This window comes from Microvirga terrae, from assembly GCF_013307435.2.
In the GTDB taxonomy this organism is placed as follows: Bacteria; Pseudomonadota; Alphaproteobacteria; order Rhizobiales; family Beijerinckiaceae; genus Microvirga; species Microvirga terrae.
Genome location: NZ_CP102845.1, coordinates 2743467 through 2768326, shown reverse-complemented (window position 1 = coordinate 2768326; position 24860 = coordinate 2743467). Strand labels below are relative to the sequence as shown.

Genomic DNA, 24860 nt, shown 5'->3' with positions numbered 1-24860 from the left:
TCCGAGGCCCTCAGCGGAAGCGCGCAATGTACACCAGCTTCATGTTCGCGACCGGGATCGAGAACAGCATCCCGACCATCAACAATGGCCGCACCCGCATCGACCAGATGGAGAAATGCGGCCATTACACCCACTGGCAGACGGATTTCGACCTTCTGAAGGATCTCGACATCCAGGTCCTGCGCTACGGTCCACCTCTGCACAAGACGTTCATCGGCCCGGGCCGCTACGACTGGTCCTTCGCCGACATGACCTTCGGCGAGATCTTCCGCCGCAACATCATTCCCATCGTGGATCTCTGCCACTTCGGCGTCCCAGACTGGATCGGCAACTTCCAGAATCCGGATTTTCCGGATCTCTTTGCAGCCTATGCGGAAGACTTCGCACACCGGTTCCCCTGGGTGCAGCTCTATACCCCGATCAACGAGATGTTCATCTGCGCCCAGTTCTCCGCCGCCTACGGCTGGTGGAACGAGCAGCTGACCACCGACCAAGCCTTCGTGACCGCCCTCAAGCATATCGTGAAGGCCAACGTCCTGGCCATGGAGCGGATCCTCAAGGTCCGGCCGGACGCGCTCTTCATCCAGAGCGAGTCGTCCGAGTACTTTCATGCCGAGAACCCGGCGGCGATCAAGCCGGCCGAGATCATGAACGCCCGGCGCTTCCTGTCCCTCGATCTGAACTATGGCCGCCGGATCGACTCCGAGATGTACGAGTTCCTGATGGATAGCGGCATGAGCCGGGACGAGTACCATTTCTTCCTCAGCCGCTCCTCGCTGCGTCATCACTGCATCATGGGGAACGACTATTACGTGACCAATGAGCACCGGGTCAGCGCCGACGGTCTGACGAGATCGGCTGGCGATGTCTTCGGCTACGACGAGATCACCCGCCAATATTACGAGCGCTACAGGCTGCCGGTCATGCATACGGAGACGAACCTGATGCAGGGGCCGAATGGCGACGAAGCCGTGAACTGGCTTTGGAAGCAATGGGCCAACGTTTTGAGGGTCCGCAACACCGGCGTGCCGATCGTCGGGTTCACCTGGTATTCGCTCACGGACCAGATGGACTGGGACACGGCGCTGCGCGAGGAGAACAACCGTGTCACGCCGGTTGGGTTGTACGACCTGGATCGCAACATCCGGCCCGTGGGACGCTGCTACAAGCAACTGATCCATGACTGGTGCAATGTTCTTCCGGCCCAGAGCGTGTGCCTGGCGGTCCCCGTGGTTCGGCCGCAGGAATGTGACGAGGCTCCCGTTTCCCGGCAGCAGGAGCGGCTGCGCCTGATGCGCCATAAGGAATCGAAGGAAGATGACGAGCCGGAGGCGACGGCCCAGGGGGTGCGTCGCTAGACGCCGGCTTTGAACCGATTTATGCAGCAAGCCACTATAGAGGAGGGCGCCTTCACCGATGCTGGTCGATAGCCATTGCCACCTGGACTTCCCGGACTTTCAGAGCCGCCTCCCCGAGGTTCTAGCGTCTGCCACGGCCGCCGGGGTCGGTCGCATGGTTACCATCTCGACCCATGTGGAGCGCTTCCAGACATACCGGACCTTGGCCGAATCCCATGACAGCATCTTCTGCACCGTCGGAACGCATCCCCATAATGCGGCCGCCGAGCCGGATGTCCCGGCCGAACGGCTGATCGAGCTGTCCGAACATCCGCGTTGCGTCGCCATCGGCGAAGCCGGACTCGATTATCATTACGACAAGAGCCCGCGCGACGTGCAGCAGCGGGTTTTCCGCACCCATATCGAGGCCGCGCAGCAAACCGGTTTGCCCCTGGTGATCCATGCGCGCAACGCCGACGAGGACATGATCCGGATCCTGACCGACGAGATGAGGCGAGGGCGCTTCGACGCTGTTCTCCACTGCTTCTCGTCGGGCGAGACGCTCGCCCAGGTCGGGGTCGAACTCGGCCTGTATGTTTCCTTCTCCGGTATCCTGACGTTCCGTAATTCGGAGGAGATCCGCCGGATCGCCGCTGCCGTTCCGCACGATCGCCTGCTCGTGGAGACGGATGCCCCCTATCTTGCTCCCGTGCCGCATCGTGGAAAGACCAACGAACCGGCCTTCGTGGCGCATACGGCCCGGGTTCTTGCCGAAGTCGTTGGTGTGAGCGAGCAGGAAGTCGCCTCGCTGACGACAGCCAACTTCTATCGCCTGTTCTCCAAGGCGGCCTCCGCCGATGCAGCATCCGGGCGGGCGCTCGCATCATGACATTGAGATTGACGATTCTCGGCTGCGGATCCTCGGCAGGCGTCCCACGCGTGGGAGTCGGCTGGGGAGCCTGTGACCCGAACAATCCGAGGAATCGGCGCAGGCGCTGCTCCGTTCTCGTCGAAAGAACCGGGCCGGATGGCGTCACGACCGTCCTGGTCGATACGGGTCCGGATCTGCGCGACCAGCTCCTTGGGGCCGACGTGCGGCACCTCGACGGCGTTCTGATCACCCACGAGCACGCGGACCACATCCACGGAATCGACGACCTGCGGCCGCTTGCGATCGTTCAGCATCAGCGGATCCCGGTCTACGCGGACCGGATGACCAGCGAGCTGCTCCAGATGCGATTCGGCTACTGCTTCGAAACGCCGGCCGGCAGCAGCTATCCGCCCATCCTAAAGATGCGGGGGCTGAAGCCCGGGATCCCGGTCGCGGTTCCGGGCGCCGGCGGCGCTGTCGAAGCCTTGCCGTTCCGGATGATCCATGGGGACATCGACGCCCTCGGATTCCGGTTCGGCGGCATCGCCTACGCGCCGGATGTGAGCCAGATGCCGGACGAGAGCCTGTCGGTCCTGGAGGGCCTGGAGGTTCTGATCCTGGACGCCTTGCGCTACACCCCGCATCCGACGCATTTCTCGCTCTCGGAAGCATTGGAGCTGATCGCGAGGGTTCGGCCGAAGCGGGCCATCCTGACGAACCTGCACACGGATCTGGATTACGAGACGCTCCGCCGCGAGCTGCCGCCGCACATCGAACCGGCCTATGACGGGCTCCAGATCGAGGCAGCGTGATGGTGGGGCTGCAAGGACGGAGGCTCGGCCCGTGACGACGGGACTGGCGGACTTCACCCTAGCTTCCCATGCTGCCAGCTCATTGGGGTGACCAGTGGGTCGTGCGCCATCAGACCCTCAGTATCCGCGAACTCCGGACGGTCGCTATTTCGTGGTTCGCGGCCGGTTGTGGCGGCTGAGCAATCCGGAACTGGAGCCTCAGGAGCGCGAACGCCTTGTCCGCGAGCTGATGACGGCGCGGCGGGCAGTCCGCAGCGTCAGGGGCGATCCAGTGGCATTGGCCGGCGTGCGTGCCCAGGTCGATGCCGCGAAGCGGGCACTCGGCGAGCGTGGTCCGGTGTGGTGGGATGACGGCGCGCCCGATTACAATCGCCAGCTGGTACGCGATACGCCATATGCTGAATGGTTTTTCTCCCTTGGCGCGAACTCACATACCGATCGGTAGTCGAGACCCGAGGAGCATCGTTGTTAGTTCCATAATATATCTTATGCGAATTACAGATGTGGGGTGACAGGCTCGTCGTCGCGTGCCCTTCCCTTGAGCCTAATGGTTGAGAATGGCCGGCTGGTCGGCGCTGGCTGAAGTGCGTGTCCTTATGCGTGTCCTCGGATCTATTCAGCGCCATTGGCTCGGAATGCGGCCATGAAAGCCGGCGCGGCCTCAGCCGCTGCGGTAAGCGAATATCCGCCCTCCTGGACGATCAGGGTCGGCAAATCGATTTTGCCCCAGATCTCTCCGATCCTGGCGAAGGCGTCCGTCGTGACGTCGAGCTTCGACAACGGGTCGTCCCGGTGGGCGTCCCAGCCGGCCGAGAGCACCAGCGCCTCCGCCCCATGGGCCTGAACGGCCAGCGCCAAGCGCTGGTTGGCATCGATGAAGGCTTCGTCATCGGCGCCGGGCGCGAGCGGCAGGTTGTGATTGGCGCCTTCGCCGGGCCCCGCTCCGGTTTCGTCCGCATAGCCCGCGTAATGCGGGTAGTAAGCCGTGGGATCGGTGTGGACGGAGCCGTAGAGGACGTCCGGGCGGGTATAGAAGATCGCCTGCGTCCCGTCGCCGTGGTGCGTATCGAAATCCACGATCGCGACCTTGGAGAAGTGGCCGCGCAGCAGCTTGGCCGCGATCGCGGCATTGTTGAAGAAGCAGAAGCCCGAGGCCCGGTCCGCATAGGCGTGGTGGCCGGGCGGGCGGCAGAGGGCGAAGGAAGCGCGCTCGCCGGCCAGCACCGCTTCCGCTGCGGCAATTGCCGCTTGGGCGGACGCGTAGGCCGCCTGGAAGGTACCTGCCATGATCGCGCAGGACATATCGCCCACATACCAGCCGGCCTGGCCGAGAATCCCGGTCGGGCGTGGCCTGCCGCGTTCTTCCAGGTCGCTGCCTGAGCCTCGATAGGGATGGACGTTCGGCAGCACCTCCGGACCATGATGCGGCAGTTCCAGGAAGCGATCATAAGCGCTCTGAAGGAAATCCACGTAATGGTCGGCATGAACGGCAAGAATCGGCTCCGGGCCGCGATCGCCCGGATCGGCCGGGATCAGGCCCTGCGCTGCCAGAACCTCGAGAAGCGTTGTCGCCCGGTCCGGATTTTCGAACGGCGCAACGATCCTCCCGTGCACCATGTATTGCCGGGGCTGATGAGCCAGTTGGGCTTCCGAGAAGAACAGCTTCATGTTCGTGGCTCGAATTAGGAGGGTTTCAGGAGGAGGCGGCTTGCATCTCCCCGACTTCCTCGATCGCCGTCCAGGAATAGCTGATCCTAGCGACGGCGCCGAGCATGATCGAGGCAGAGCAGTACTTCTCCTTGGAGAGTTCGATCGCCCTCTCGACCTTGGCCGGCGCAAGGTCCCTCCCCTTGACCCGATAATCGAGATGAATCGCCGTGAAGACCTTGGGGTCCGTCTCGGCACGCTCGGCGGTGACCTCGACGTCGCAATCCGTGACCTTCTCGCGGCCCTTCCTGAGGATCTGGACCACATCGAAAGCCGTGCAGCCTCCCAACCCGATCAGAAGCATCTCCATGGGGCGGATGCCGACATTGCGGCCGCCATATTCCGGCGCTCCGTCCATGACTACGGCGTGGCCGCTGCCGGATTCGCCCACGAACATCATCCCGTCGACCAGTTTGACCCGCGCTCTCATTGGGTTTTCGTCCTTGCTGTGCTTGAAGTGTCCTGCTCACCTTATACCGCTAACGCAGGGCAATGGGGCAATTCCAGCTAGCCGGGCGTTTTGTCCTCAGGCTATGACACGGCCGCAACGACCAGGGATTCCATCATGAAGCCTTCCACGGATATCACGCGGCTGATCGAGATCATGGCGGCCCTGCGCACGCCCGAGACCGGCTGTCCCTGGGATCTGGAGCAGGACTTCGCATCGATTGCCCCCTACACGCTCGAGGAAGCCTACGAGGTGGTCGACGCCATCGAGCGCGGCGATCTGGCCGATCTGCGGGATGAACTCGGCGATTTGCTGCTCCAGGTCGTCTTCCACGCCCGCATGGCGGAAGAGCAGGGTGCGTTCGCCTTTCCAGACGTAGTGGAAGCCATCACGCGAAAGCTCATCAGGCGTCATCCTCACGTTTTCGGAGACATCAAGGAGCTGTCGCCCGAGGATGTGAAACGCCTTTGGGACAGGATCAAGTCGGAAGAGAAGGCCGAGCGGCGCGCCGACCGTGAGGCAATGGGGCATTCGCCCGAGGCCCACGAGGCGGGCTTCCTCGGTGGAGTTCCCACGGCCCTGCCCGCTCTGACGCGAGCCCAGAAGCTGACGTCCAAGGCCGCCAAGGTCGGGTTCGATTGGCCCGAAGCCACGCAGGTGATCGACAAGATTCACGAGGAGCTGGAGGAGGTTAAGGACGCTTCTTCATCCGGCGACCGGGACAGGATCGAAGACGAAATTGGGGATCTGCTTTTCTCCGTGACCAACCTGGCTCGGCATTTCGGCATCGATTCCGAGCGCGCCCTGCGGCGGACCAACGCCAAGTTCGAGCGGCGCTTCAAGGCGATCGAGGAGGCCCTGGAGGCGCAGGAAAGGAGCCTCGATGAAGCCTCGCTCGACGAGATGGAGCGGCTCTGGGTGGCGGCGAAGCTCGCCGAGCGCAAATCCGGTCCGGCCTTATAGGACCCGCGCCTCGGGAAACCGGTTCAGGAACCGGGGTTCCTTGCCGGAAACAAGCCGCACCTGGAGGATGGTGTGCCCATTCTCCTTCGTCCGGCGCTCCAGGATCTCCGTGTTCTCGTGCAGCCAGGCAAGCCCCTGCCCGTCCTCCGGAGCCACGTCGACCTCGTAGGTCAGCCGCCCCAGGGCCAAGTGCTGCTCGATCGTGGCGAGGAGTTCGGGAATGCCGTCGCCGGTCAGAGCCGATATGAGGATCGGCCGCCTCTCCTCGTCCGTTCGGTGGGATGTGGCGGCCAGCCGCTCACGGTCCTCGGGCGACAGGAGATCCGCCTTGTTCCAGACCTCGACGACACGCTTCGTGTCATCCGGATCGATCCCGAGCTCTCGCAGGACGACGGCGACGTCCCCGGCCTGAGCCTCGGTCTCTCCGTGGGATACATCCCGGACGTGGAGCAGGACATCCGCTTCGACCACATCCTCCAGGGTGGCCCGGAAGGCGGCCACGAGCATCGTCGGCAGATCGGAGATGAAGCCGACGGTATCCGACAAAATGGCTTTCTCCCCGTGCGGCAGCTCGATGGCTCGAGAGGTCGGATCGAGGGTGGCGAACAGCATGTTCTCGGCCAGAACATCGGCTTGGGTCATGCGGTTGAACAGAGTCGATTTCCCCGCATTGGTGTAGCCGACCAGGGCGATGATCGGATAGGGGACCCGCCGCCGGCTCGTCCTGTGCAGGGAGCGTGTCTTCACGACGCTCTCCAGATCCCGCTCGATCCGGGTCATGCGCTCCTGGATCAGGCGCCGGTCGGCCTCGATCTGGGTCTCGCCCGGGCCACCCAGGAAGCCGAAGCCGCCGCGCTGGCGCTCGAGGTGGGTCCAGGAACGGACCAGACGTCCCTTCTGGTAGGACAGATGGGCCAGCTCGACCTGGAGGGTGCCCTCTTTCGTGCGGGCCCGCCGCCCGAAGATTTCAAGAATCAAGCCGGTCCGATCGATGACCTTGGCGCTCCAGGCCTTCTCGAGGTTGCGCTGCTGCACCGGGCTGAGGGCGCAGTCCATCACCACGAGCCCGATCTCTTCGGCCCGGATGAGACCGGCCAGTTCGTCGACCTTGCCGCTGCCGATGAACGTGGCGGGGCGCGGCGACGCAAGAGGCGCGATCAGCGACTGGACAATGGTCAGATCGATGGCAAGGGCGAGACCGGTGATCTCATCGAGGCGAGCCTCGGGAGGGCGTGGGTTGCCACCCTCCCCGTCCATCTCGACCGAAGCGCGCCGCCTGCGAGTCAGATACGGGCCGATCACAAGGGTTCTTGTGCCGGCTGCAACCTCTTTTTCAGGTTCGGCAAGCTGGGCGAGACGTTCTTCCCCCGGGCTGCGTGGTTCGGTCACCTCAAGCCTTCTCGCCAGCCTCGTCGATCTGGTCGAACAACTGCACGGGCTGTCCTGGCATGATGGTGGAAATGGCGTGTTTGTAAACCAGCTGCGAATGACCATCCCTGCGCAGAAGGACGCAGAAATTATCGAACCAGGTCACGACGCCCTGAAGCTTCACCCCGTTCACGAGAAAGATCGTCAGGGGAATTTTCTGCTTCCGAACATAGTTCAGAAATGTGTCCTGAAGATTCTGCGCGCGATCGCCCGCCATTGAAGTTGCCTCGCCAGCCCATCGCCGCCGGTCTTGGCTATGGGGCCGCCTGAATATGGTTGTCCGCTTTCGTGCGGTCGGTGACCGGCAGATCTATTACAGGGCGAACGGCAGCGTTCGGCAAGGGGGGCGCAACAGTTCTACCCCCTCGGAGCATATTTTCCCGTGGATTGTAGGTTTTGGTTCTTCTCGACCTCCGGGAGCCCGCCACACCCTGTAACAGTGAAGCCCGTCAGCTTCCGATCCCAAGGGATTTCAACTTCCTGTGCAGCGCCGAGCGCTCCATGCCGATGAACTCCGCCGTTCGCGAGATGTTGCCGCTGAAGCGGGCGATCTGCGCGAGGAGATACTCGCGCTCGAAGATCTCTCGTGCCTCGCGCAGAGGCAGGCTCATGAGCTTCTCGCCCCCGGCCCCGCCCGGGGTGCTCGGAACCAGGGCGCCGATTTCGGTTGGCAGCATGTCGGCCGTGATCTCGGCATCGGGGTCGCCGGAGGTGAGAATCATCAGACGTTCGACGTTGTTGCGGAGCTGGCGCACGTTGCCCGGCCAGTCGTGCGACTGCAGGACCGCCATGGCGTCCTCGGCAATGCGCCGTTTCGGGAGGCCGGTCGTGGACGAAATCTGCTCCATGAAGAACTCGATCAGCTCGGGAACGTCCTCGCGCCGTTCGGCGAGCGACGGCACGCGAATCGGGATCACGCCGAGCCGGTGGAAGAGGTCCTCGCGGAACTGGCCCGCCGCAATGGCTGCAGGCAGGTCACGGCTGGACGAGGACACGATGCGCACGTCCACATGAACCCGAGTCGTTCCGCCGACCCGTTGGAAGTTCTGATCGACCAGGACGCGCAGGATCCGGTTCTGCGTCTCGCGCGGCATGTCGGCGATTTCGTCGATGTAGAGGGTGCCGCCATGGGCCTCCTCGAGCGCGCCGACACGGCGTCCTCCGCCCTCGCCGCCTTCCGTACCGAAAAGCTCCGCTTCCATCGTATCGGGCGTGATCGTCGCGGCCGAGAGAACGACGAAGGGACCGTTGGCACGTGTGGACAGGCCGTGCACGGTCCTGGCCGTCAGCTCCTTGCCCGAGCCGGGTGCTCCGGTGATCAGAATGCGCGCATTGGTCGGCGCGGCTCGCTCCACCGCCTGGCGGAGCTGGTTAATGACAATCGATCGTCCGGCGATCCGGCTCGCCTGAACCGAGCGCGAGCGCAAATCGCGCACTTCGCGCTTCAGGCGCGAGGCCTCCAGCGCCCGCTCGGCAACGAGGACGAGCCGGTCCGCCTTGAAGGGCTTTTCGATGAAGTCATAGGCCCCGGCCTTGATGGCCGACACGGCCGTCTCGATGTTGCCGTGGCCGGAGATCATCACCACGGGCAGATCCGGGTGCTGGGACTTGATGATTTCCAGAACCTGCAACCCGTCGAGCCGGCTTCCCTGGAGCCAGATGTCCAGGAAGACCAGGTGAGGACGGCGAGTCTCGATGGCCGCCAGGGCGTCATCGGACGTGCCGGCAGTCCGGGTCCGGTGTCCTTCATCCTCGAGAATGCCGGCCACCAGCTCACGAATGTCGACTTCGTCGTCGACGACGAGAATATCAGCGCTCATTGGCTTGCCCTGCGAGAGTCATTTCGGCTGGAAGCGGCCGATGCCTCTTCTGATGCAACATGCTTCGTCTTGGGGATCCACATGCGAACCTGCCCGCCCCTGCCCTCGGGATTGTCGGCCAGTTCCATGCCACCTCCATGGTCTTCCAGAATCTTGGCAACGATCGGCAGCCCCAGTCCGGTTCCGCCCTCGCGCGTCGTCATGTAGGGCTCGAGAAGGCGCTGGCGGCCTTCCACGGGAAACCCCTTGCCGTTGTCCGTGATCGCCAGGATCAGATAATCCGGGTGGGTGTCGTCGAGCAGCACTGAGATCTGCCCCTGGCCTCGCTCATCCTCCGGCACCGCCGCAATCGCTTCCGTTGCATTCTTGACGATATTCGTCACCGCTTGCGACACGAGCCTCCGGTCGAAGGGAGCAATCAGGGAGCCGGCCGGAACCCGATCGATGAACGCGATCTCCGGATGGGCGATCTTCATCATGAAGACCACCTGTCGGATCGTCTCCGTCAGGTCCTCGTCGCCGATGGTGGGCTTCGGCATGCGGGCGAAGGACGAGAATTCGTCGACCATCCGCTTGATGTCGTCGACCTGCCGCACGATGGTATCCGTGCACTGATCGAACACTTCCCGGTCCGTCGTGATCACCTTGCCGTACTTGCGGCGGATGCGCTCCGCCGAGAGCTGGATGGGCGTCAGGGGATTCTTGATCTCATGCGCGATGCGCCGCGCCACGTCGGCCCAGGCAGAGGTGCGCTGCGCGACCACGAGATCCGTGATGTCGTCGAGAGTGATGACGAGATCCCTCAGGCCTCCGCGCGCCTGTTCGCTGGTCACGCGAACGTTGATGGTGCGCTCCCTGCCCTTCCGGGCGATGTGAATCTGCTGCTGCATCAGGCGCTGACGCCCCTGGTTCATCTCCTCGACCAGGGAGGCGACCTCCGGCAGTACCGCGGTGATCGGCTGGCCGAGCAATTCCTTGTGGGATGTGCCGAGCAGCGCCTCCGTCGACGGATTGACGATGGTGATCTGGCCCCGGGCGTTGACGCCGATCACGCCTGCGGAGACGCCTGCGAGAACCGCCTCCGTGAACCGCCGCCGGCGATCCATCAGGTCACTGGCGGCTGTCAGCCCGTCATGCTGGCGGCGCAACTCGGAGGTCATCTTGTTGAAGGTCTCGCCCAGATGGCCAAGATCGCCCTCGCCCCGGCGGACAGGAACCTGGACGTAGAAGTTGCCGGTCGCCACTTGGTCGGTCGCATGGATGAGGCGCCGGATGGGAGCGACGAGACGGTTGGCGAAGTTGAGCCCGAACCAGACCGCGGACAGCAGCACGATCAGCGCAATCAGCGTGAACATGGACGCGAAGGCGAACTGAAGCCCGGCCTTTCTCTGGTCGAGAGCCGCGTAAAAGGCCACGCCGTTTTCGGCGACCGCCGGGAACTCGATCGCCTGGCGGTCAACCTCCCGGGCCACGTATAGAGTTCGACCGCTTCCGTCGTTCAGCTTGAGGACCGAGCGCAGAATGTTGCCGGTCCCGGGGAGGAGGCAGAGAGCCTCTTGAGTATTGGCGTCCTCGATGTCCGCCTGGGTCGGCTCGGGAAGATCCGGAAGCGGTTTACCGAGGGCCCTCTCCAGAACTGTGCCGTTAGCCTCGACGACCATTGCGACAGGGAGTCCAAGAAAGCGGGCGCGCGAGCTCATGAAATCGCGGAAAAAGTTGCGGTCGGTATTATAGAACGCAATGGCGCGGCTCAAATCCGCGGCCAATAATTGTGTTTCGCGGGCAAGGGTCCGGCATTGGATCTCGCGGTACGAATAAGCAATCGCAACCGTGTTCGTCATCAAATCTTTGATGTTGCTCGTTAATCGCGAGTCGAGCCCTCGTTCGAACGACACCGACGCTGCGCCCGCGATGAGAATAGCCGGCACCCCAGCCACGAGGGTAAAAAGTCCGACGATCCTAACATGAAGTCCTGCAGCCGCCGCGCCCTGGATTCTTGCCCGAATCAGCTTCTGCGACTGCCAGGCAACGATCCCGAGCAGCAGGGCAATGAGAACTCCGTTCAGGATGAAAACCCATTGGACGATGCTGTTCGTGGGAGGGATCGGCGTCGCCCCGGCAAGGATCAGGAACGTGACCAGCGCCGACGCAAGGGCCGTCGGCACGGCGACATAACCGACCCAGATCAGCCAGTTATGGCCCGTTTCAGACGAACGGTGCTGTTCCATCGTGCTCTGGTCGGTCAAGATCCGAGGCCCCCAAGGGGGCGCTTTCCGTTCAGCACCCCGTCACTGGGTGATGCACCAACACAACACTGTGGTCAAATTATTACAGCCGGGAGCACTCAGCCCCGATTGGATCGGACCACCATGAGCTCGAGATCCCTGACCTTCTTGCGCAGGGTGTTGCGATTGACTCCGAGAAGTTCGGCCGCCCGGATCTGATTTCCTCGCGTGGCTGCGAGGGCCGCTCCGATCAGGGGACCTTCGATTTCGCGGAGGATGCGGTGATAGAGGCCCGGCGGCGGAAGGGTGTCCCGGAAGCCGGAGAAATATTCGTTCAGGTGCCGTTCCACGGCCTCCGACAGCCCCTCCGAACTCTGCTGGGATGTCTGGGACGGCTTCCCGGCAGGCTGCGGCGGCAGCAACGGCTGGGAATCGAGCTCCGCGTCGATGATGGCACCGGTGATCGTATCCTGAGGATAGAGGGCCGCCAGGCGCCGCACGAGGTTTTCGAGTTCCCGGACGTTGCCCGGCCAACGATAGCGCTTCAGCCGGTCCATGGCCTCCACGTCGAGCTGCTTGCGGGCGAGCCCCTCCTTCTCGATCAGCATGAAGAAGTGACGCGCCAGATCCGGGATGTCTTCGACGCGCTCGCGCAGGGGCGGAAGGCGCAGGGGAACCACGTTGAGGCGAAAATAGAGATCCTCCCGGAACAGGCCCTGCTGGATCAGCACGCGCAGGTCCTTGTTCGTGGCAGCCACGATCCGGACATTGGTCTTGATCGGCACCCTGCCGCCGACCGTCGTATATTCGCCCTGCTGAAGGACCCGCAGGAGCCGCGTCTGGGCCTCCATGGGCATGTCGCCGATCTCGTCGAGGAACAGAGTGCCGCCCTCGGCCTGCTCGAAGCGTCCGGTGCTGCGGGCGGTGGCCCCGGTGAAGGCGCCCTTCTCATGACCGAAAAGCTCGGATTCGATCAACTCGCGGGGAATGGCCGCCATGTTCACGGCCACGAACGGGCCCTGCCGGCGCTTGCCGTAATCGTGCAGCGCCTTCGCGACGAGTTCCTTACCCGTGCCCGACTCGCCCGTGATCATCACCGTCAGGTCGGTGGGCATCAGACGGGCGAGAGCGCGGTAGATCTCCTGCATCGCGTGCGAGCGGCCGACGAGCGGGATGTCCTCGTTCTCCGGCGACGGGTTCGCCCCGGTGGGAACGTTCCGGGGCCGGGACAGTGCCCGGCCGACCACCGCCACGAGCTCCTTGAGGTCGAAGGGCTTCGGCAGGTACTCGTAAGCTCCGCGTTCGGAGGCCTTGATGGCCGTCATGAAGGTATTCTGAGCGCTCATGACGATGATCGGCAAGTCCGGCCGCATCTTCTTGATGCGGGGCAGAAGGTCGAAGGCATTCTCGTCGGGCATCATCACGTCCGTGATGACGAGATCGCCCTCCCCCTGGGATACCCACCGCCAGAGAGTTGCGGCGTTGCTGGTGGAGCGAACCTCGTACCCTGCCCGGGAGAGGGCCTGGTTCAGGACGGTCCGGATGGCTGCATCGTCATCGGCGAGAAGGATCTGTCCGCTCGGCATCGCTTAATCTCACAAATCGGACCCGCGGCCGTCGCCGGCGCGGTGCATAGGCAGGAGAATTCTGAACGTGGTTCGTCTGGGTGCCGGTTCGCATTCGACGATGCCACCGTGATCCCCGACGATCTTCGCCACCAGTGCGAGACCAAGGCCGCTGCCCTGGACCTTCGTCGTGACGAAAGGATCGAAAAGGTCGCTCATCAGCTCCGGGGGAATGCCGGGACCATTGTCGATGACGCTCAGTTCGATAGGCAGGCTGACCCGCTCCTGGGAACCGGGGACCTGAAGCCGGACACCGGTCCGGAAGGCTGTCGACAACATGATCTCGCCGTCCGGGGTATCGATTCCGACCGCCTCGGCGGCGTTCTTCACCAGGTTCAGGATGACCTGGATCAGCTGATCCCTGTTGCCGAGCACCGGCGGAAGGGACGGGTCGTAATTCTCGACGAAACGGATGTGCCGGGCGAAGCCCGACTGCGCGAGGCGCTTCACGTGGTCGAGCACCCCGTGGATATTCACGGGTCCACGCTCGACCGGCCTCTCCTCGCCGAACAGCTCCATGCGCTCCACGAGCTTCACGATGCGGTCGGTCTCGTCGCAGATCAGGCGCGTCAGGAGGCGGTCGTCCTCGCTCGCCGATTGCTCGAGGAGCTGCGCCGCGCCCCGGATGCCGGAGAGCGGATTCTTGATCTCGTGCGCCAGCAGGGCCCCCAGCGCCGTGATCGACCGCGCGGCGCCGCGGTGGGTCAGCTGGCGGTTCATCTTGTCGGCGATCGTCCTTTCCTGGAGCATCAGGATGACGCTGTCGGCATCGTCGCCGAGTGGGCTGGCCGAGACGTCCACGATGCGTTCAGCTCCCAGGCGCGGACTGCCGATATCGACCCGGTGCTCGCTGACGCTGGAGCCCCGCTGGCGGACATCCTCCACCAGCGCCATAACGGGCGAGCCGAAGGGCAGCAGGTCGCTGAGCCTCTGGCGCAGCATCATGCGCAGGCTCATCTCGAAGAAGGACTCAGCTGCGGCATTGGCATGGACGATCCGGTGCTCCGGCCCGACGGTCAGAACCGGAATCGGGAGCGCGTTCATGATGAGGTCGTTGATGGCCATCACCGTCATGCCGCCTCCCGGCCCCGATGCTCATAGAGCGAGCGCAGCAGCGCGAGCACGGTCCGGGGCTCCTCGGAGGTCACTAGAGCTGTGCGAAGGTTCGCCGCGATGGGGAAGCCTGCGGCCGCAGCCACGTCGGCATAGGCAGCCAGGTGCTTGCGGGCGTGCCGAACGCCGACCTTCTCGCCATAGAGCGACAGCAACCCCTCGTAATGCTCGACGGCGATCTCCGTCATTGCCTCAGGGGATGGATCGGGGATGGTCACGCCCTGGAGGGCGGCGCCGATCTGGCCGACGAGCCAGGGCTTCCCGACCGCGGAGCGCCCTACCATCACGGCCGTGGCCCCCGAGGCCGACAGGCAATTCCTGGCGTCTTCGAACGACCCGATATCGCCATTGGCAATGACAGGAATGCTCACGGCATCGACGATGGCCGCGATGGCCTTCCAGTCGGCCCGCCCTTTGTAGAACTGCTGCCGCGTCCGGCCGTGCACTGTCACGGCTTTCACGCCCAGGGACTCAGCCCGACGGGCGAGGTCGGCGGCGTTGATCGTGTCCTGATCCCAGCCGAGTCGCATCTTGACGGTCACGGGAACGCTCGCCGCCGTCACGGTCGCCTCGATGAGCCGGGCGGCATGATCCAGATCCCGCATGAGGGCCGATCCCGCGAGGCCTCCGATCACCCGCTTGGCCGGGCAGCCCATGTTGATGTCGATGATCCGCGCACCTGCCCCCTCGGCCACCCGGGTGGCCTCCGCCATCCAGCGCGGCTCGCAGCCGGCCAGCTGGACTACGTGCGGCTCGATCCCGGCACCTTCCGCGCGCAGATGCGCCTCCTCCGAGCCCTGCACCAGCTCGTCCGACGCCACCATCTCCGACACGACCAGCCCGGCCCCCAGGCGCTTGGCGATGCGCCGGAAAGCGACATCCGTGACGCCCGACAAAGGTGCGAGAATGGCGGCCCGATCGATCCGGAGGGGACCGATGTGGAAACCTTTTGCGCCTAATTTTTGATCAAATTCCATTGTGCCTAATCAATAGCCATTTCGGCGGGCCGTGCAAGCCCCTCTCACGGGAATTTGCTTTCCTGTCCCCTCATGCTTAGGAGAACCTTCGTCGCGGAGAGCTCGCCCGGATGTCAGTTGCCGCCCTCATCGTTGCTGCAGGACGTGGATCGAGAGCGGGTGAGGGAATCCCGAAGCAGTACCGCTTGGTGCAAGGGCAATCCGTACTTGCACGAACGCTCTTCGCCTTTGCGTCTCATCCGCGGATCAGCCGGACCGTAGTTGTGATCCATCCTGACGACCGGGCGTTTTATGAGGCAGCGATTCGCGCGTTGCCATCCCCCGAATCGACAGTTCTGCCATGCGTCCATGGCGGCACGACGCGGCAGGATTCGGTTCGCAACGGACTGGACGCGCTGGCCGCCTCGAACCCCGAGATCGTTCTCGTTCATGACGCGGCCCGCCCCTTTGCAAGCTCCGACCTGATCGACAGAGCCATCGAGGCCGGCGATCTCTGGGGCGCGGCCGTTCCAGGGACGCCGGTGACGGATACGATCAAGATCGTCGGGGATCGGTCCGAGGTAGTCTCCACGCCGGATCGTTCAGCCCTCAGGGCGGTGCAGACCCCGCAATCCTTCAAGTTTCCGCTCCTCCTCGCGGCACACCGTGCTGCGGCCGATGCGGACCTTCACAGTTTTAGCGACGATGGTGCCCTGGCAGAATGGGCCGGGCTGAAGGTTCACGTCTTCGAGGGGGAACCCGGCAATATCAAGCTTACCCATCCGGGCGATTTCCAAGAGGCCGAGCGGCGCATGAGAAGCCGAGAGACGACATACCTGACCCGCCTTGGCACCGGTTTCGACGTGCATGCTTTCGGTGAGGGCGATCATGTCTGGCTTGGGGGAATCAAGGTTCCTCATGACCGCGGCGTCATCGCTCATTCCGATGGCGACGTGATCCTTCATGCTCTGACGGACGCCATCCTCGGGGCCCTGGCCGACGGTGACATCGGCACCCACTTTCCGCCGAGCCATCCGCAATGGCGCGGTGCCTCCTCCGACCGGTTCCTGGCTCATGCGGTGGAACTCGTCCGTCACCGGGGCGGGATGGTCGACCATCTCGACGCGACCCTTCTGTGCGAGAGGCCGCGGCTCGGTCCGCATCGGGAGGCGATGCGGCAGCGGATCGCGGAGATCGCCGGCCTCCGTCTCGACCAGGTCTCGCTCAAGGCGACGACCACCGAGAAACTTGGCTTCACGGGTCGCCGCGAGGGCATCGCCGCCCAGGCGGCCGCCACGATCCGCCTGCCGGAGGTGAACGCATGATCCCTGAGTTGATGAACCGCGCCGCTGCGCTCCTGCAGGCCTATCGCGGGAGGGGCCTTAAGATCGCGACGGCGGAATCCTGCACCGGCGGCCTCGTGGCGGCGCTGCTGACGGAGATCTCGGGCTCCTCCGCCGTAGTGGAGCGCGGATTCGTGACCTATTCCAACGAGGCGAAGACGGAGCTGATCGGTGTTCCGGCCGAAATGATCGCCTCGGAGGGCGCCGTGAGCGAGAAGGTCGCACGGGCCATGGCGGAGGGCGCCCTCGCCCATTCGCGGGCCGACGTGGCGGTGGGCATCACGGGTGTCGCCGGTCCGACCGGCGGGACGCTCACGAAGCCGGTGGGTCTCGTTCATTTCGGCCTTGCGCGGAAAGGCGCCGGGACGGTGCACCTCGAGCGCCGCTACGGCGATCTCGGCCGGGAGACCGTGCGTCGTCGGGCCGTCGAGGACGCCCTGTCCCTGCTGGAGCAGGCTCTGCGCTGATCAGGCGGACTTGGCGCCGGCCCGGGATGCGGACGGCGCCCCGTAGATCTCGTCCGCCCGCTCCTCGAAGGCTCCGGTGAACTTGCGGAACGCCTTGTCGAAGACGCTGCCCATGAGAAGCCCGAGCGCGAAGCTCTTGAACTCGTAGTTGATGTAGAAATCGACCTCGCATCCGCCCGGTGCCTCGCGGAAGGTCCAGCGGTTCTCGAGATACTTGAACGGTCCGTCCACGTATTCGACCGTGATCTTCCGGCGCGGGTCGTCCAGGGTCACGCGGGTGGTGAAGGTCTCATTGATGGCCTTGTATCCCACCGACATCGTGGCGACGAGCGACTCAATGCCCTCCCCGCTCTGGACCCGGCGCATGACCCGCAAATCTTCGCAGAGCGGGACGAATTCGGGGTAGCGCTCCACATCGGCCACGAGGGCGAACATCTGAGCCGGGGTATGCTGGACGGTGCGCGTGGTGCGAAAGGTCGGCATGCTCAGGCGGCCTCTTTGACGGTTGCAAGCGCGGCCTCGAGGGCCGGGATCTCGGAGCGGGAGCGCAGCACGTAAACCCGCTGATCGGGGCGCAGACGCTCCAGCATCCGGGCGGTTTTCGGCCGCATCGTCCGGGGATAGGACCAGATCCAGCGCATGAAAGACCAGTCGAACCGCTCGGGCCCGGCGTCGCCGAGATCGGCCCGGGAGCGGCCGTAGTTCCTCACGACGCGCCAGAGCACGCTCGACGCGCAGCGCCAGCGCGGCACGTCGAGCCAGACGATGGCGGTCGCCCGGGGAACACGGATGGCGAAGGTGCTGGCGTAGTTGCCGTCCATGACCCAGACCGGCCGGGCCGCAAGGGTTTTCACCCTCTCACGCCATTCAGCCCTAGGCGGTGTGGTCCAGCCGGGCCCGAAATATTCCCGATCGAGGTGGATCAGCGGCAGGTCGAGGCGCCTCGCGAGACGGCTCGCCAGGGTGCTCTTGCCCGCGCCCGGGCTGCCGATCACCAATATGCGCTGCATGCCAAGTCCGAATCGTGCCCGTCAGGTTTCAGCCGAGCTTCGCCAGACGAGCCGCCTTCAGCTTGGCAAAATCCTCTCCCGCGTGATGCGAGGAGCGCGTCAGCGGGGTCGAGGAGACGAGGAGGAAACCCTTGGCGTAGGCTGTGGTTTCAAAGGCTTTGAATTCGTCGGGCGTCACGAACCGGATCACCGGGTGGTGCTTCTTCGTGGGCTGGAGGTATTGGCCGATGGTCATGAAGTCCACATCGGCCGAACGAAGGTCGTCCATGAGCTGGAGCACCTCGTTCCGCTCCTCCCCCAGGCCGACCATGATGCCGGACTTGGTGAAGATCGTCGGATCGAGCTCCTTCACCTGCTGCAGCAGGCGGATGGAGTGAAAGTAGCGGGCCCCGGGCCGGACTTTCAGATACTTGGACGGCACGGTCTCGAGGTTGTGGTTGAACACGTCGGGCTTGGCCGCGACCACGACTTCGAGCGCGCCCGGCTTGCGGAGGAAGTCCGGGGTCAGGATCTCGATGGTGGTCTTCGGGCTGCGCGCCCGGATGGCCTGGATCACGTCGGCGAAATGCTGCGCGCCGCCGTCCGCCAGATCGTCCCGGTCCACGGACGTGATGACCACGTGCTCCAGTCCGAGCTTTTCCACGGCCTTGGCCACGCTCTCGGGCTCGTTCGGGTCAAGGGCCTGCGGCAGGCCGGTCTTCACGTTGCAGAACGCGCAGGCCCGGGTGCAGGTGTCGCCCATGATCATGAAGGTGGCGTGTTTCTTCTCCCAGCACTCCCCGATATTGGGGCAGCCGGCCTCCTCGCAGACGGTCACGAGCTTGTTCTCGCGCACGATCCGGTTTGTCTCGGCCCATTTCGGCGAACCGGGCGCCTTCACGCGGATCCACTCGGGCTTGCGCTGCTGGACGGGCTGATCCGGCCGATGCGCCTTTTCCGGATGGCGGGGGCGCTGGTCCTTGTTGAGAAGGTCGAGAACGACGGCCATGAAGCTACAATCCCTGGGCGAGGAAACCCTGCCCTTCCTGATATGCCGCTGATTTAAGGCGTCCGGCGGACATTCGCAAATGCTCAGATGGCAGGTCTGCCTGCATTGTTGGACCGTGACCGGCTTGCTGTTGATGCAGAGCGTGCAAAGGAGTGGCGGGTCCCATCCGTTTCCCGCCGTCACCGGGCTTGTCCGGGTGGTCGCGCTGCTGCGAGGCGGGTGCCTATCCGGATTGGAATGGCTGGCCCTGGCCCCCTCACGGTCATCACCGGGCTTGTCCCGGTGATCTCGATTGCTTGAGGTGCGGCACTTTTCCAATCGGGATGGCCGGCACAGGGCCGGCCATGACGGGCGCAGGGTGGCGGGACGGGGGAGCGTCACGCTGCGGTGCGGGTGCTTGATCTGTGCGCTGTCAAAGAGCCAGCACCTGCAGGCCCGCAGCTTGCGCTGCGAGCCTGCAGGATGATCGAGGGTGGCGCGAGTGGCAGCCCGGCTCGATGTCTGAGGTGATAAGCGAGAGCCAAGCTGCTCGTCGCGCACGGTTCTTTTCAGGCGGACCAGCTGGGCAGAGCCCAAGGTCGGCCTCCTGCGCGCCCAGGGGTGCGAAGCCTGTCGCAGGACCGTGCCGGCTCCCACACTTGCGACGCCTCGCGAGCGCGCCCCTCGAAGGAACCGATCTGCCCAATGATATAGCTTAGCTTGATGCATGTGTCAAGAACAAAGATGGAACATCATCGCACCCACACCTGTCCACCACTCCCACGTCATCACCGGCCCTGGGCCGGTGATCTCGATCCGTAAGGCACGGCGGGGATGGCCGGGACAAGCCCGGCCATGACGGGGTGGGTGTCAGGAAGGACGGAGGGTGGCGAGACGAGCGGGGTGGCGAGGAAGGGCGGAGGGTGACGGAACGACCTTAGGATGGCCGGGACAAGCCCGGCCATGACAGAAGGAGGTGGCCGTGACCAGGAGGGTTCGGGCCCGTCCGCCGGTTCACGACGGCGAGGGAGCGCCCCTGCCCGGTCTCAGGTCGTTTCGCGCCGCGAACTCTGCCATCAGCTCCGGATAGCGCTCCATCGGCGGCAGTGCCTCGAAGCTGTGCAGAGCCGGGGTCGTGGCCCATGGCAGCTTTTCTCTCGTGTGGGTTTCGATGAAGGGCGGGAACCGGCCCGGGTCTTCGAGCATGGTGGTGCGCACGTTGACGAACTCGTCCATTCCCTCCGGCCGGGTGAAGAGCCAGCTCATGCAGTGCGGACAGAAGAAGTGGCGCGTGGCGCCGTGCAGCCCGCCGATGACGGGCTCCCCCTGCAGCACGGCGAACCTGTCGCTCGGATAAAGGACGCTCAACGAGAACGCGCTCGCAGTCATGCGTTGGCAGCCCTCGCAGTGACAGGCCATGGTGACGATGGGTTCTCCCTCGACGCGGAACCTGACCCGACCGCACCGGCACCTGCCCTCGTGCCGATCATCCGAACCTGCCATGACCACCTCCTCATCAGGGCTGGACGGCAAGATTGCTGCGGGTTGATGGCAGGCGTCAACGCGATTGGACGAGAGCGCTCTCGCGGAACTCACGCCGATCGATACCGCCCATCAGAAGCGCGACGTCGTGCCGTTGCGCTTGATGAAGAAATAGACGCCGGCAGCCACGACGATGAGGGGAATCACCAAAAGGAGAAGCCAGCCGTCGCCCTCGGTGCCCGAGGCTGCCGGCGAGGGTGTCGTCGGTGCAACCGATCCGGTCTGAGCATGGGCCAATGTCGACAGCAGAAGACAGGCAAGGCTCGAGGCAAGGCGCTTCATGTCGCTCTCCACGTGCGTAGCGGGGAGAAAGACATGCCGGCCCGCAATGTTCCCCGACGCTTCGCCGCTGGGGGCATTTGACGGATGCGCTCAGGGTGTGGTCCGCATCGCCCTCTGGAGGACCTGGAACACGCGCTCATCCGTGCATTGGGCGACGTTGAACCGCATGAAATCGCCGGCGGATTGCGAGAGGCTGAAGACATTGCCGGGGGCGAGGACCACGCCGTCCTGAAGCGCTCGCCGCGCCACGTCGGCGGCGTTCAGGCCGTCCGGCAGGCGGCACCAGAGCAGCATGCCGGCCTCGGGTTCGAGCCATGGCTCGATGCCGAGCTCTCGCAGCCGCCGGACGGTGTCCGCCCTCGCCTTCGCAAGCCGAACTCGAAGTCCATCCAGGTACTTTCGGTAGGTGCTGCTGCCGAGGACGTTGAAGACGAGGTCCTGCGACAGCGGTGTGCTCGCGAAACCCGTGGCGATCCTGAGGTCGACCAGCCTGTCGATCCAGTCCGTCCTTGCAGCGATATAGCCGCACCGGAAGGAGGCCGACAGCGTCTTGGAGAAGCTCCCGATCCGCACCACCCGGTCGAGCCCGTCGAGGGCCGCAAGGCGCGGCGCCGCGTCCACCTCGAAATCGGCGAAGATGTCGTCCTCGACGATGAGGGCGCCATAGGCTTCCGCAAGCTTCAGAACCTTGTGGGCGGTCGCCGCCCTCACAGTGGCGCCGGTCGGGTTATGGAGACCGGAATTGGTGATGTAGAGACGGGGCCGGTGCTCGGCGAGCGCCGCCTCGAAGGCCAGGAGATCGGGCCCCTCCGACGTATAGGAGACGCCGACGATCTTCGCCTGATGGGCTCGCAGAAGGGCCAGGAAGTTGAAATAGCAGGGATCATCCACCAGGACCGCATCGCCCGGCTGCAGCAGGAGCCGGGACACGAGATCGATCGCCTGGGTGCCGGATTCCGTCAGCATGATCTGGTCCGGACCGGCATGAAAGCCCTGATCGGCCATGCGGCGCGACAGAAACTGACGCAAGGCCGGCAGACCGAGTGGCGTGCCGTAATCCGTCAGTCTCCCGTTGTCCCTGGTCCGTGCGAGATGACGAAGGGCGCGGCGGATGTCCTCGTCGGGCATCCATTCGGCGGGAAGCCATCCGCAGCCGGGCTTCAGCATGCCTGGCCCCGCTTCCAGGGATTGCCGGGACACCCAGAACGGGTCGATCGCCCGATCGAGACGGGGCGCGAGCTCCGCAAGGGACAGGGGAGCCGATGGCGCCGCGCTGAAGAAGCCGGAGCCCGGTCTCGACCTGATGACGCCTTCCGCCGCCAGCCGGTCATAGGCCTCGACGACCGTGGACTTGGACACGCGCATAGCCGTCGCGAGACCGCGGATCGACGGCAGCTTCGCGCCGGGATTCAGGGACCGGCTCGCAATCTTGGCGCGGACCGCCTGCATGACGTGCTCCACCCGCGTCCCCGGCGGGCGATTCGTTCCCAGTTCATCCACTGTACCGCCCCCATGACCATGACAGTTCGGAGGAACTGTATTGGACCGTATCTGGAAAAGCCATGCGATCGTGGCGAGAAGTTCATCACGCGGAGGCAAGGAAATGGACCGGGCGAAGTCAGGATGGGTCAGCGGGTTCGTCGGCGTGCTGATCTTCAGCGGCTCGCTGCCGGCAACCCGCGTCGCCGTGGCCGATTTCGATCCGCTGTTCCTGACCCTGGCGCGGGCCTGCATCGCCGGGATCCTCGGAGCGGCCCTGCTCCTGATCCTGCGCCAGAATCGCCCTGCCCGCGCCGACCTTGCCGCCCTCGGCATCGTCTCGATGGGAGTCGTGATCGGCTTTCCGCTCCTGACCGCCTTGGCGCTTCGGCACATCACGTCCGCCCACTCGATCGTGTTCATCGGCCTCCTGCCGCTGGCGACGGCCGTGTTCGGGGTGCTGCGGGGCGGCGAGCGGCCGCAGCCGGCCTTCTGGGTCTTCTCCACGCTCGGCGGAGCGATGGTGGCCGGGTTCTCGCTGCTCCAGGGCTTCTCGGCCTCGGCGGCCGGTGATCTGCTGATGGTAGGGGCGGTTCTACTCTGCGGCCTCGGCTACGCCGAGGGCGCGACGCTGGCGCGCCGGCTCGGCGGCTGGCAGGTCATTTCCTGGGCCCTTGTCCTGTCCGTGCCCGTCACGGGTCCGCTGACACTTCTCACTTGGCCCGATTCCCTGAGCGGCATCGGCACACCGGCATGGCTCGGACTCGCCTACGTGTCCCTGTTCTCCATGCTGATCGGATTCGTGTTCTGGTACCGTGGCCTTGCTTTGGGGGGCATTGCCGGCGTGGGGCAGCTGCAGCTGCTGCAGCCCTTCCTTGGCCTCCTCTGGGCGGCCGCCCTTCTGCACGAGACGGTCGGCTGGTCGATGATCGCCGCCACGCTCGCGGTGATCGGCTGCGTGGCCGGCGCCAAGAGGTTCGCAAAGCCCGAAAGGGCCGGCGTCCCGCTCGTTCCGGAGGTCCGAACGGGCACTCGCTCCTGAACCCCGGCGGTCAATCCGTCGTGACCGCGGTCTCGATGTCGGATGGGTCCACCTCCCGGTTGAGGCCCGCATTGAGCTTGCCGCGGTCCAGTTCCCCCTCCCACCAGGCGACGACGACGGCCGCGACACCGTTGCCGGTGATGTTGGTGAGGGCGCGCACCTCGCTCATGAACTTGTCGATGCCGAGGATGATCGCCATCCCCGGGACGAGCGCCGGGTTCACGACGGCCAGGGTCGCGGCGAGCGTGATGAAGCCCGCCCCGGTGACGCCGCTGGCCCCTTTCGAGGTGAGCAGCGCCACGAGCAGGATGGTGAGCTGCTGGCTGAGGGTGAGCTCGTAGCCCAGGGCCTGCGCGATGAACAGGGTCGCCAGCGTCATGTAGATGTTGGTGCCGTCGAGGTTGAACGAGTAGCCGGTGGGGACCACCAGGCCCACCACCGACTTGGAGCAGCCGAGCCGTTCGAGCTTCTCCATGAGCTGCGGCAGGGCGCTCTCCGACGAGCTCGTGCCGAGCACGATCAGCAGCTCGTCCTTGATGTAGCCGATGAACTTGAAGATGCTGAAGCCCGCGATCCGGGCAATCGCTCCCAGCACGACGAAGATGAACAGGGCCGCCGTGGCATAGAACGTCACGATCAGGCCGAAGAGGTTTCCCAGGGCCGAGGGGCCATAGCGTCCGACCGTGAAGGCCATGGCCCCGAAGGCTCCGATCGGGGCCGCCTTCATGATGATGGCGATGACCCCGAACATGCCATGGGCTACATCGTCGATGAGGTTGCGGACCGTCGCGCCCCGGTCGCCGAGCACCAGAAGGGCGAAACCAAAGAGGATCGCGAACAGCAGAACCTGGAGGATGTCACCCTGGGCGAAGGCCCCGACGACGCTGTCGGGGATGATGTGCAGGAGGAAATCGACCGGCTTCTGCTCCGCGGCCTGCTTGGCGTAGCCGGCGACCGCGGCTGGGTCAGGCGTACCGGCGAAGCCTGCACCCGGCTTCACGATATTGCCGACGAGAAGGCCGATGATGAGCGCGAAGGTCGACACCACTTCGAAATAGACGAGGGCCTTGATGCCGACGCGCCCCACCTTCTTGGCATCCTGGATGTGGGCGATCCCGGACACCACCGTGCAGAAGATGATCGGCGCGATGACCATCTTGATCAGCTTGATGAAGCCGTCGCCGAGGGCCTTGATCCAGTCGCTCTTGGCCAGATCGGGGAACAGCCAGCCGACGAGAATGCCGAGAAAGATGGCGATCAGAACCTGGATGTAGAGGACCTTGTACCAGGGCTTCCTGCGAGACCGCGAGGCCCCGACCTCGTCCCTTATTGCGACGCTTGTCATCGCCGCCTCCTCACGAACCGACGGTGTGGGCGGCCGTCTCCGTCGTGAGACGACACAGCCAGGGCCTCGTGGAGGTCC

At 64.7% G+C, this 24860-nt stretch carries 24 protein-coding genes; 8 read left to right on the top strand and 16 right to left on the bottom strand.

What is annotated here, in order from left to right; all coding sequences use genetic code 11:
* The first annotated feature begins 26 nt into the window (after positions 1–26).
* From HPT29_RS13110 to HPT29_RS13095, 4 genes are all read left to right on the top strand, one after another.
* Positions 27–1358, top strand: a complete 1332-nt coding sequence (locus tag HPT29_RS13110) for a family 1 glycosylhydrolase (RefSeq protein WP_173948266.1) — start codon at positions 27–29, stop codon at positions 1356–1358.
* Between the two features lie 58 nt (positions 1359–1416).
* Complete coding sequence (locus tag HPT29_RS13105; protein ID WP_173948265.1) at positions 1417–2226, top strand: TatD family hydrolase; 810 nt, start codon at positions 1417–1419, stop codon at positions 2224–2226.
* Positions 2223–3020 carry an MBL fold metallo-hydrolase gene (locus tag HPT29_RS13100; RefSeq protein ID WP_173948264.1) on the top strand — a complete coding sequence of 266 codons (798 nt, stop codon included), beginning with the start codon at positions 2223–2225 and terminating at the stop codon, positions 3018–3020. Before HPT29_RS13105 ends, HPT29_RS13100 begins: the two co-directional genes overlap by 4 nt.
* 94 nt (positions 3021–3114) lie before the next feature.
* A complete protein-coding gene (locus HPT29_RS13095) occupies positions 3115–3465 on the top strand; it encodes a hypothetical protein (RefSeq protein ID WP_173948263.1) in 351 nt (116 codons plus the stop codon).
* Positions 3466–3632: 167 nt separating this feature from the next.
* On the opposite strand, the gene HPT29_RS13090 is transcribed toward HPT29_RS13095, so the two are convergent.
* Positions 3633–4688 (bottom strand): histone deacetylase family protein, encoded by a 1056-nt coding sequence (locus HPT29_RS13090; RefSeq protein ID WP_173948262.1) that lies wholly within the window; start codon positions 4686–4688, stop codon positions 3633–3635.
* 25 nt (positions 4689–4713) lie between these two features.
* Complete coding sequence (locus tag HPT29_RS13085) at positions 4714–5157, bottom strand: OsmC family protein (protein ID WP_173948261.1); 444 nt, start codon at positions 5155–5157, stop codon at positions 4714–4716.
* 135 nt (positions 5158–5292) lie between these two features.
* Between HPT29_RS13085 and mazG the strand changes: the two genes are divergently transcribed.
* Positions 5293–6138, top strand: a complete 846-nt coding sequence (gene mazG / locus HPT29_RS13080) for a nucleoside triphosphate pyrophosphohydrolase (protein ID WP_173948260.1) — start codon at positions 5293–5295, stop codon at positions 6136–6138.
* On the opposite strand, the gene hflX is transcribed toward mazG, so the two are convergent.
* The 7 genes from hflX to dusB all read right to left on the bottom strand — a co-directional run bounded on the left by hflX (position 6133) and on the right by dusB (position 15326).
* A complete protein-coding gene (hflX, locus tag HPT29_RS13075; protein ID WP_173948259.1) occupies positions 6133–7527 on the bottom strand; it encodes a GTPase HflX in 1395 nt (464 codons plus the stop codon). The two genes, mazG and hflX, sit on opposite strands and share 6 nt — an antisense overlap.
* 1 nt (position 7528) lies before the next feature.
* Positions 7529–7783 carry an RNA chaperone Hfq gene (gene hfq / locus HPT29_RS13070; protein ID WP_009491222.1) on the bottom strand — a complete coding sequence of 85 codons (255 nt, stop codon included), beginning with the start codon at positions 7781–7783 and terminating at the stop codon, positions 7529–7531.
* 232 nt (positions 7784–8015) lie between these two features.
* Positions 8016–9386, bottom strand: coding sequence for a nitrogen assimilation response regulator NtrX (gene ntrX, locus HPT29_RS13065; protein WP_173948258.1), 1371 nt, complete (start codon positions 9384–9386; stop codon positions 8016–8018).
* On the bottom strand, positions 9383–11614 hold the full coding sequence (locus HPT29_RS13060) for a sensor histidine kinase NtrY-like (RefSeq protein ID WP_247654446.1): 2232 nt from the start codon (positions 11612–11614) through the stop codon (positions 9383–9385). The genes ntrX and HPT29_RS13060 overlap by 4 nt, the downstream gene beginning before the upstream one ends.
* A gap of 116 nt (positions 11615–11730) precedes the next feature.
* On the bottom strand, positions 11731–13197 hold the full coding sequence (ntrC, locus tag HPT29_RS13055; protein WP_173948256.1) for a nitrogen regulation protein NR(I): 1467 nt from the start codon (positions 13195–13197) through the stop codon (positions 11731–11733).
* A 9-nt stretch (positions 13198–13206) separates the two neighbouring features.
* A complete protein-coding gene (locus tag HPT29_RS13050; RefSeq protein WP_173948255.1) occupies positions 13207–14310 on the bottom strand; it encodes a two-component system sensor histidine kinase NtrB in 1104 nt (367 codons plus the stop codon).
* A complete protein-coding gene (gene dusB, locus HPT29_RS13045; RefSeq protein ID WP_173948254.1) occupies positions 14307–15326 on the bottom strand; it encodes a tRNA dihydrouridine synthase DusB in 1020 nt (339 codons plus the stop codon). Before dusB ends, HPT29_RS13050 begins: the two co-directional genes overlap by 4 nt.
* A gap of 110 nt (positions 15327–15436) precedes the next feature.
* On the opposite strand from dusB, the gene HPT29_RS13040 reads away from it, so the two are divergent.
* Positions 15437–16630, top strand: coding sequence for a bifunctional 2-C-methyl-D-erythritol 4-phosphate cytidylyltransferase/2-C-methyl-D-erythritol 2,4-cyclodiphosphate synthase (locus HPT29_RS13040; protein WP_173948253.1), 1194 nt, complete (start codon positions 15437–15439; stop codon positions 16628–16630).
* Entirely contained in the window at positions 16627–17115 is a 489-nt protein-coding gene (locus HPT29_RS13035; protein WP_173948252.1) for a CinA family protein, read from the top strand. Before HPT29_RS13040 ends, HPT29_RS13035 begins: the two co-directional genes overlap by 4 nt.
* Here the strand turns inward: HPT29_RS13035 and HPT29_RS13030 are convergent, their stop codons facing one another.
* The 6 genes from HPT29_RS13030 to HPT29_RS13005 form a co-directional block, all read right to left on the bottom strand.
* Positions 17116–17598: a type II toxin-antitoxin system RatA family toxin gene (locus HPT29_RS13030; RefSeq protein WP_173948251.1), complete on the bottom strand. Its 483-nt coding sequence runs from the start codon at positions 17596–17598 to the stop codon at positions 17116–17118.
* 2 nt (positions 17599–17600) lie between these two features.
* Positions 17601–18125, bottom strand: coding sequence for a P-loop NTPase family protein (locus tag HPT29_RS13025; protein WP_173948250.1), 525 nt, complete (start codon positions 18123–18125; stop codon positions 17601–17603).
* A 28-nt stretch (positions 18126–18153) separates the two neighbouring features.
* Complete coding sequence (gene lipA, locus HPT29_RS13020) at positions 18154–19113, bottom strand: lipoyl synthase (RefSeq protein WP_173948249.1); 960 nt, start codon at positions 19111–19113, stop codon at positions 18154–18156.
* A 993-nt stretch (positions 19114–20106) separates the two neighbouring features.
* A complete protein-coding gene (locus HPT29_RS13015; protein ID WP_173950545.1) occupies positions 20107–20595 on the bottom strand; it encodes a GFA family protein in 489 nt (162 codons plus the stop codon).
* A gap of 111 nt (positions 20596–20706) precedes the next feature.
* Positions 20707–20916 carry a hypothetical protein gene (locus HPT29_RS13010; RefSeq protein ID WP_173950544.1) on the bottom strand — a complete coding sequence of 70 codons (210 nt, stop codon included), beginning with the start codon at positions 20914–20916 and terminating at the stop codon, positions 20707–20709.
* Between the two features lie 90 nt (positions 20917–21006).
* Positions 21007–22365 (bottom strand): aminotransferase-like domain-containing protein, encoded by a 1359-nt coding sequence (locus HPT29_RS13005; protein WP_173950543.1) that lies wholly within the window; start codon positions 22363–22365, stop codon positions 21007–21009.
* 154 nt (positions 22366–22519) lie between these two features.
* Here HPT29_RS13005 and HPT29_RS13000 point away from each other — a divergent pair, with 154 nt between their 5' ends.
* A complete protein-coding gene (locus HPT29_RS13000) occupies positions 22520–23437 on the top strand; it encodes a DMT family transporter (RefSeq protein WP_173950542.1) in 918 nt (305 codons plus the stop codon).
* 10 nt (positions 23438–23447) lie between these two features.
* Here HPT29_RS13000 and HPT29_RS12995 read toward each other — a convergent pair whose 3' ends face one another.
* The gene (locus tag HPT29_RS12995) at positions 23448–24782 is read right to left on the bottom strand and encodes a dicarboxylate/amino acid:cation symporter (protein WP_173950541.1); all 1335 of its coding nucleotides are present in this window, start codon (positions 24780–24782) and stop codon (positions 23448–23450) included.
* Positions 24783–24860: the final 78 nt, after the last annotated feature.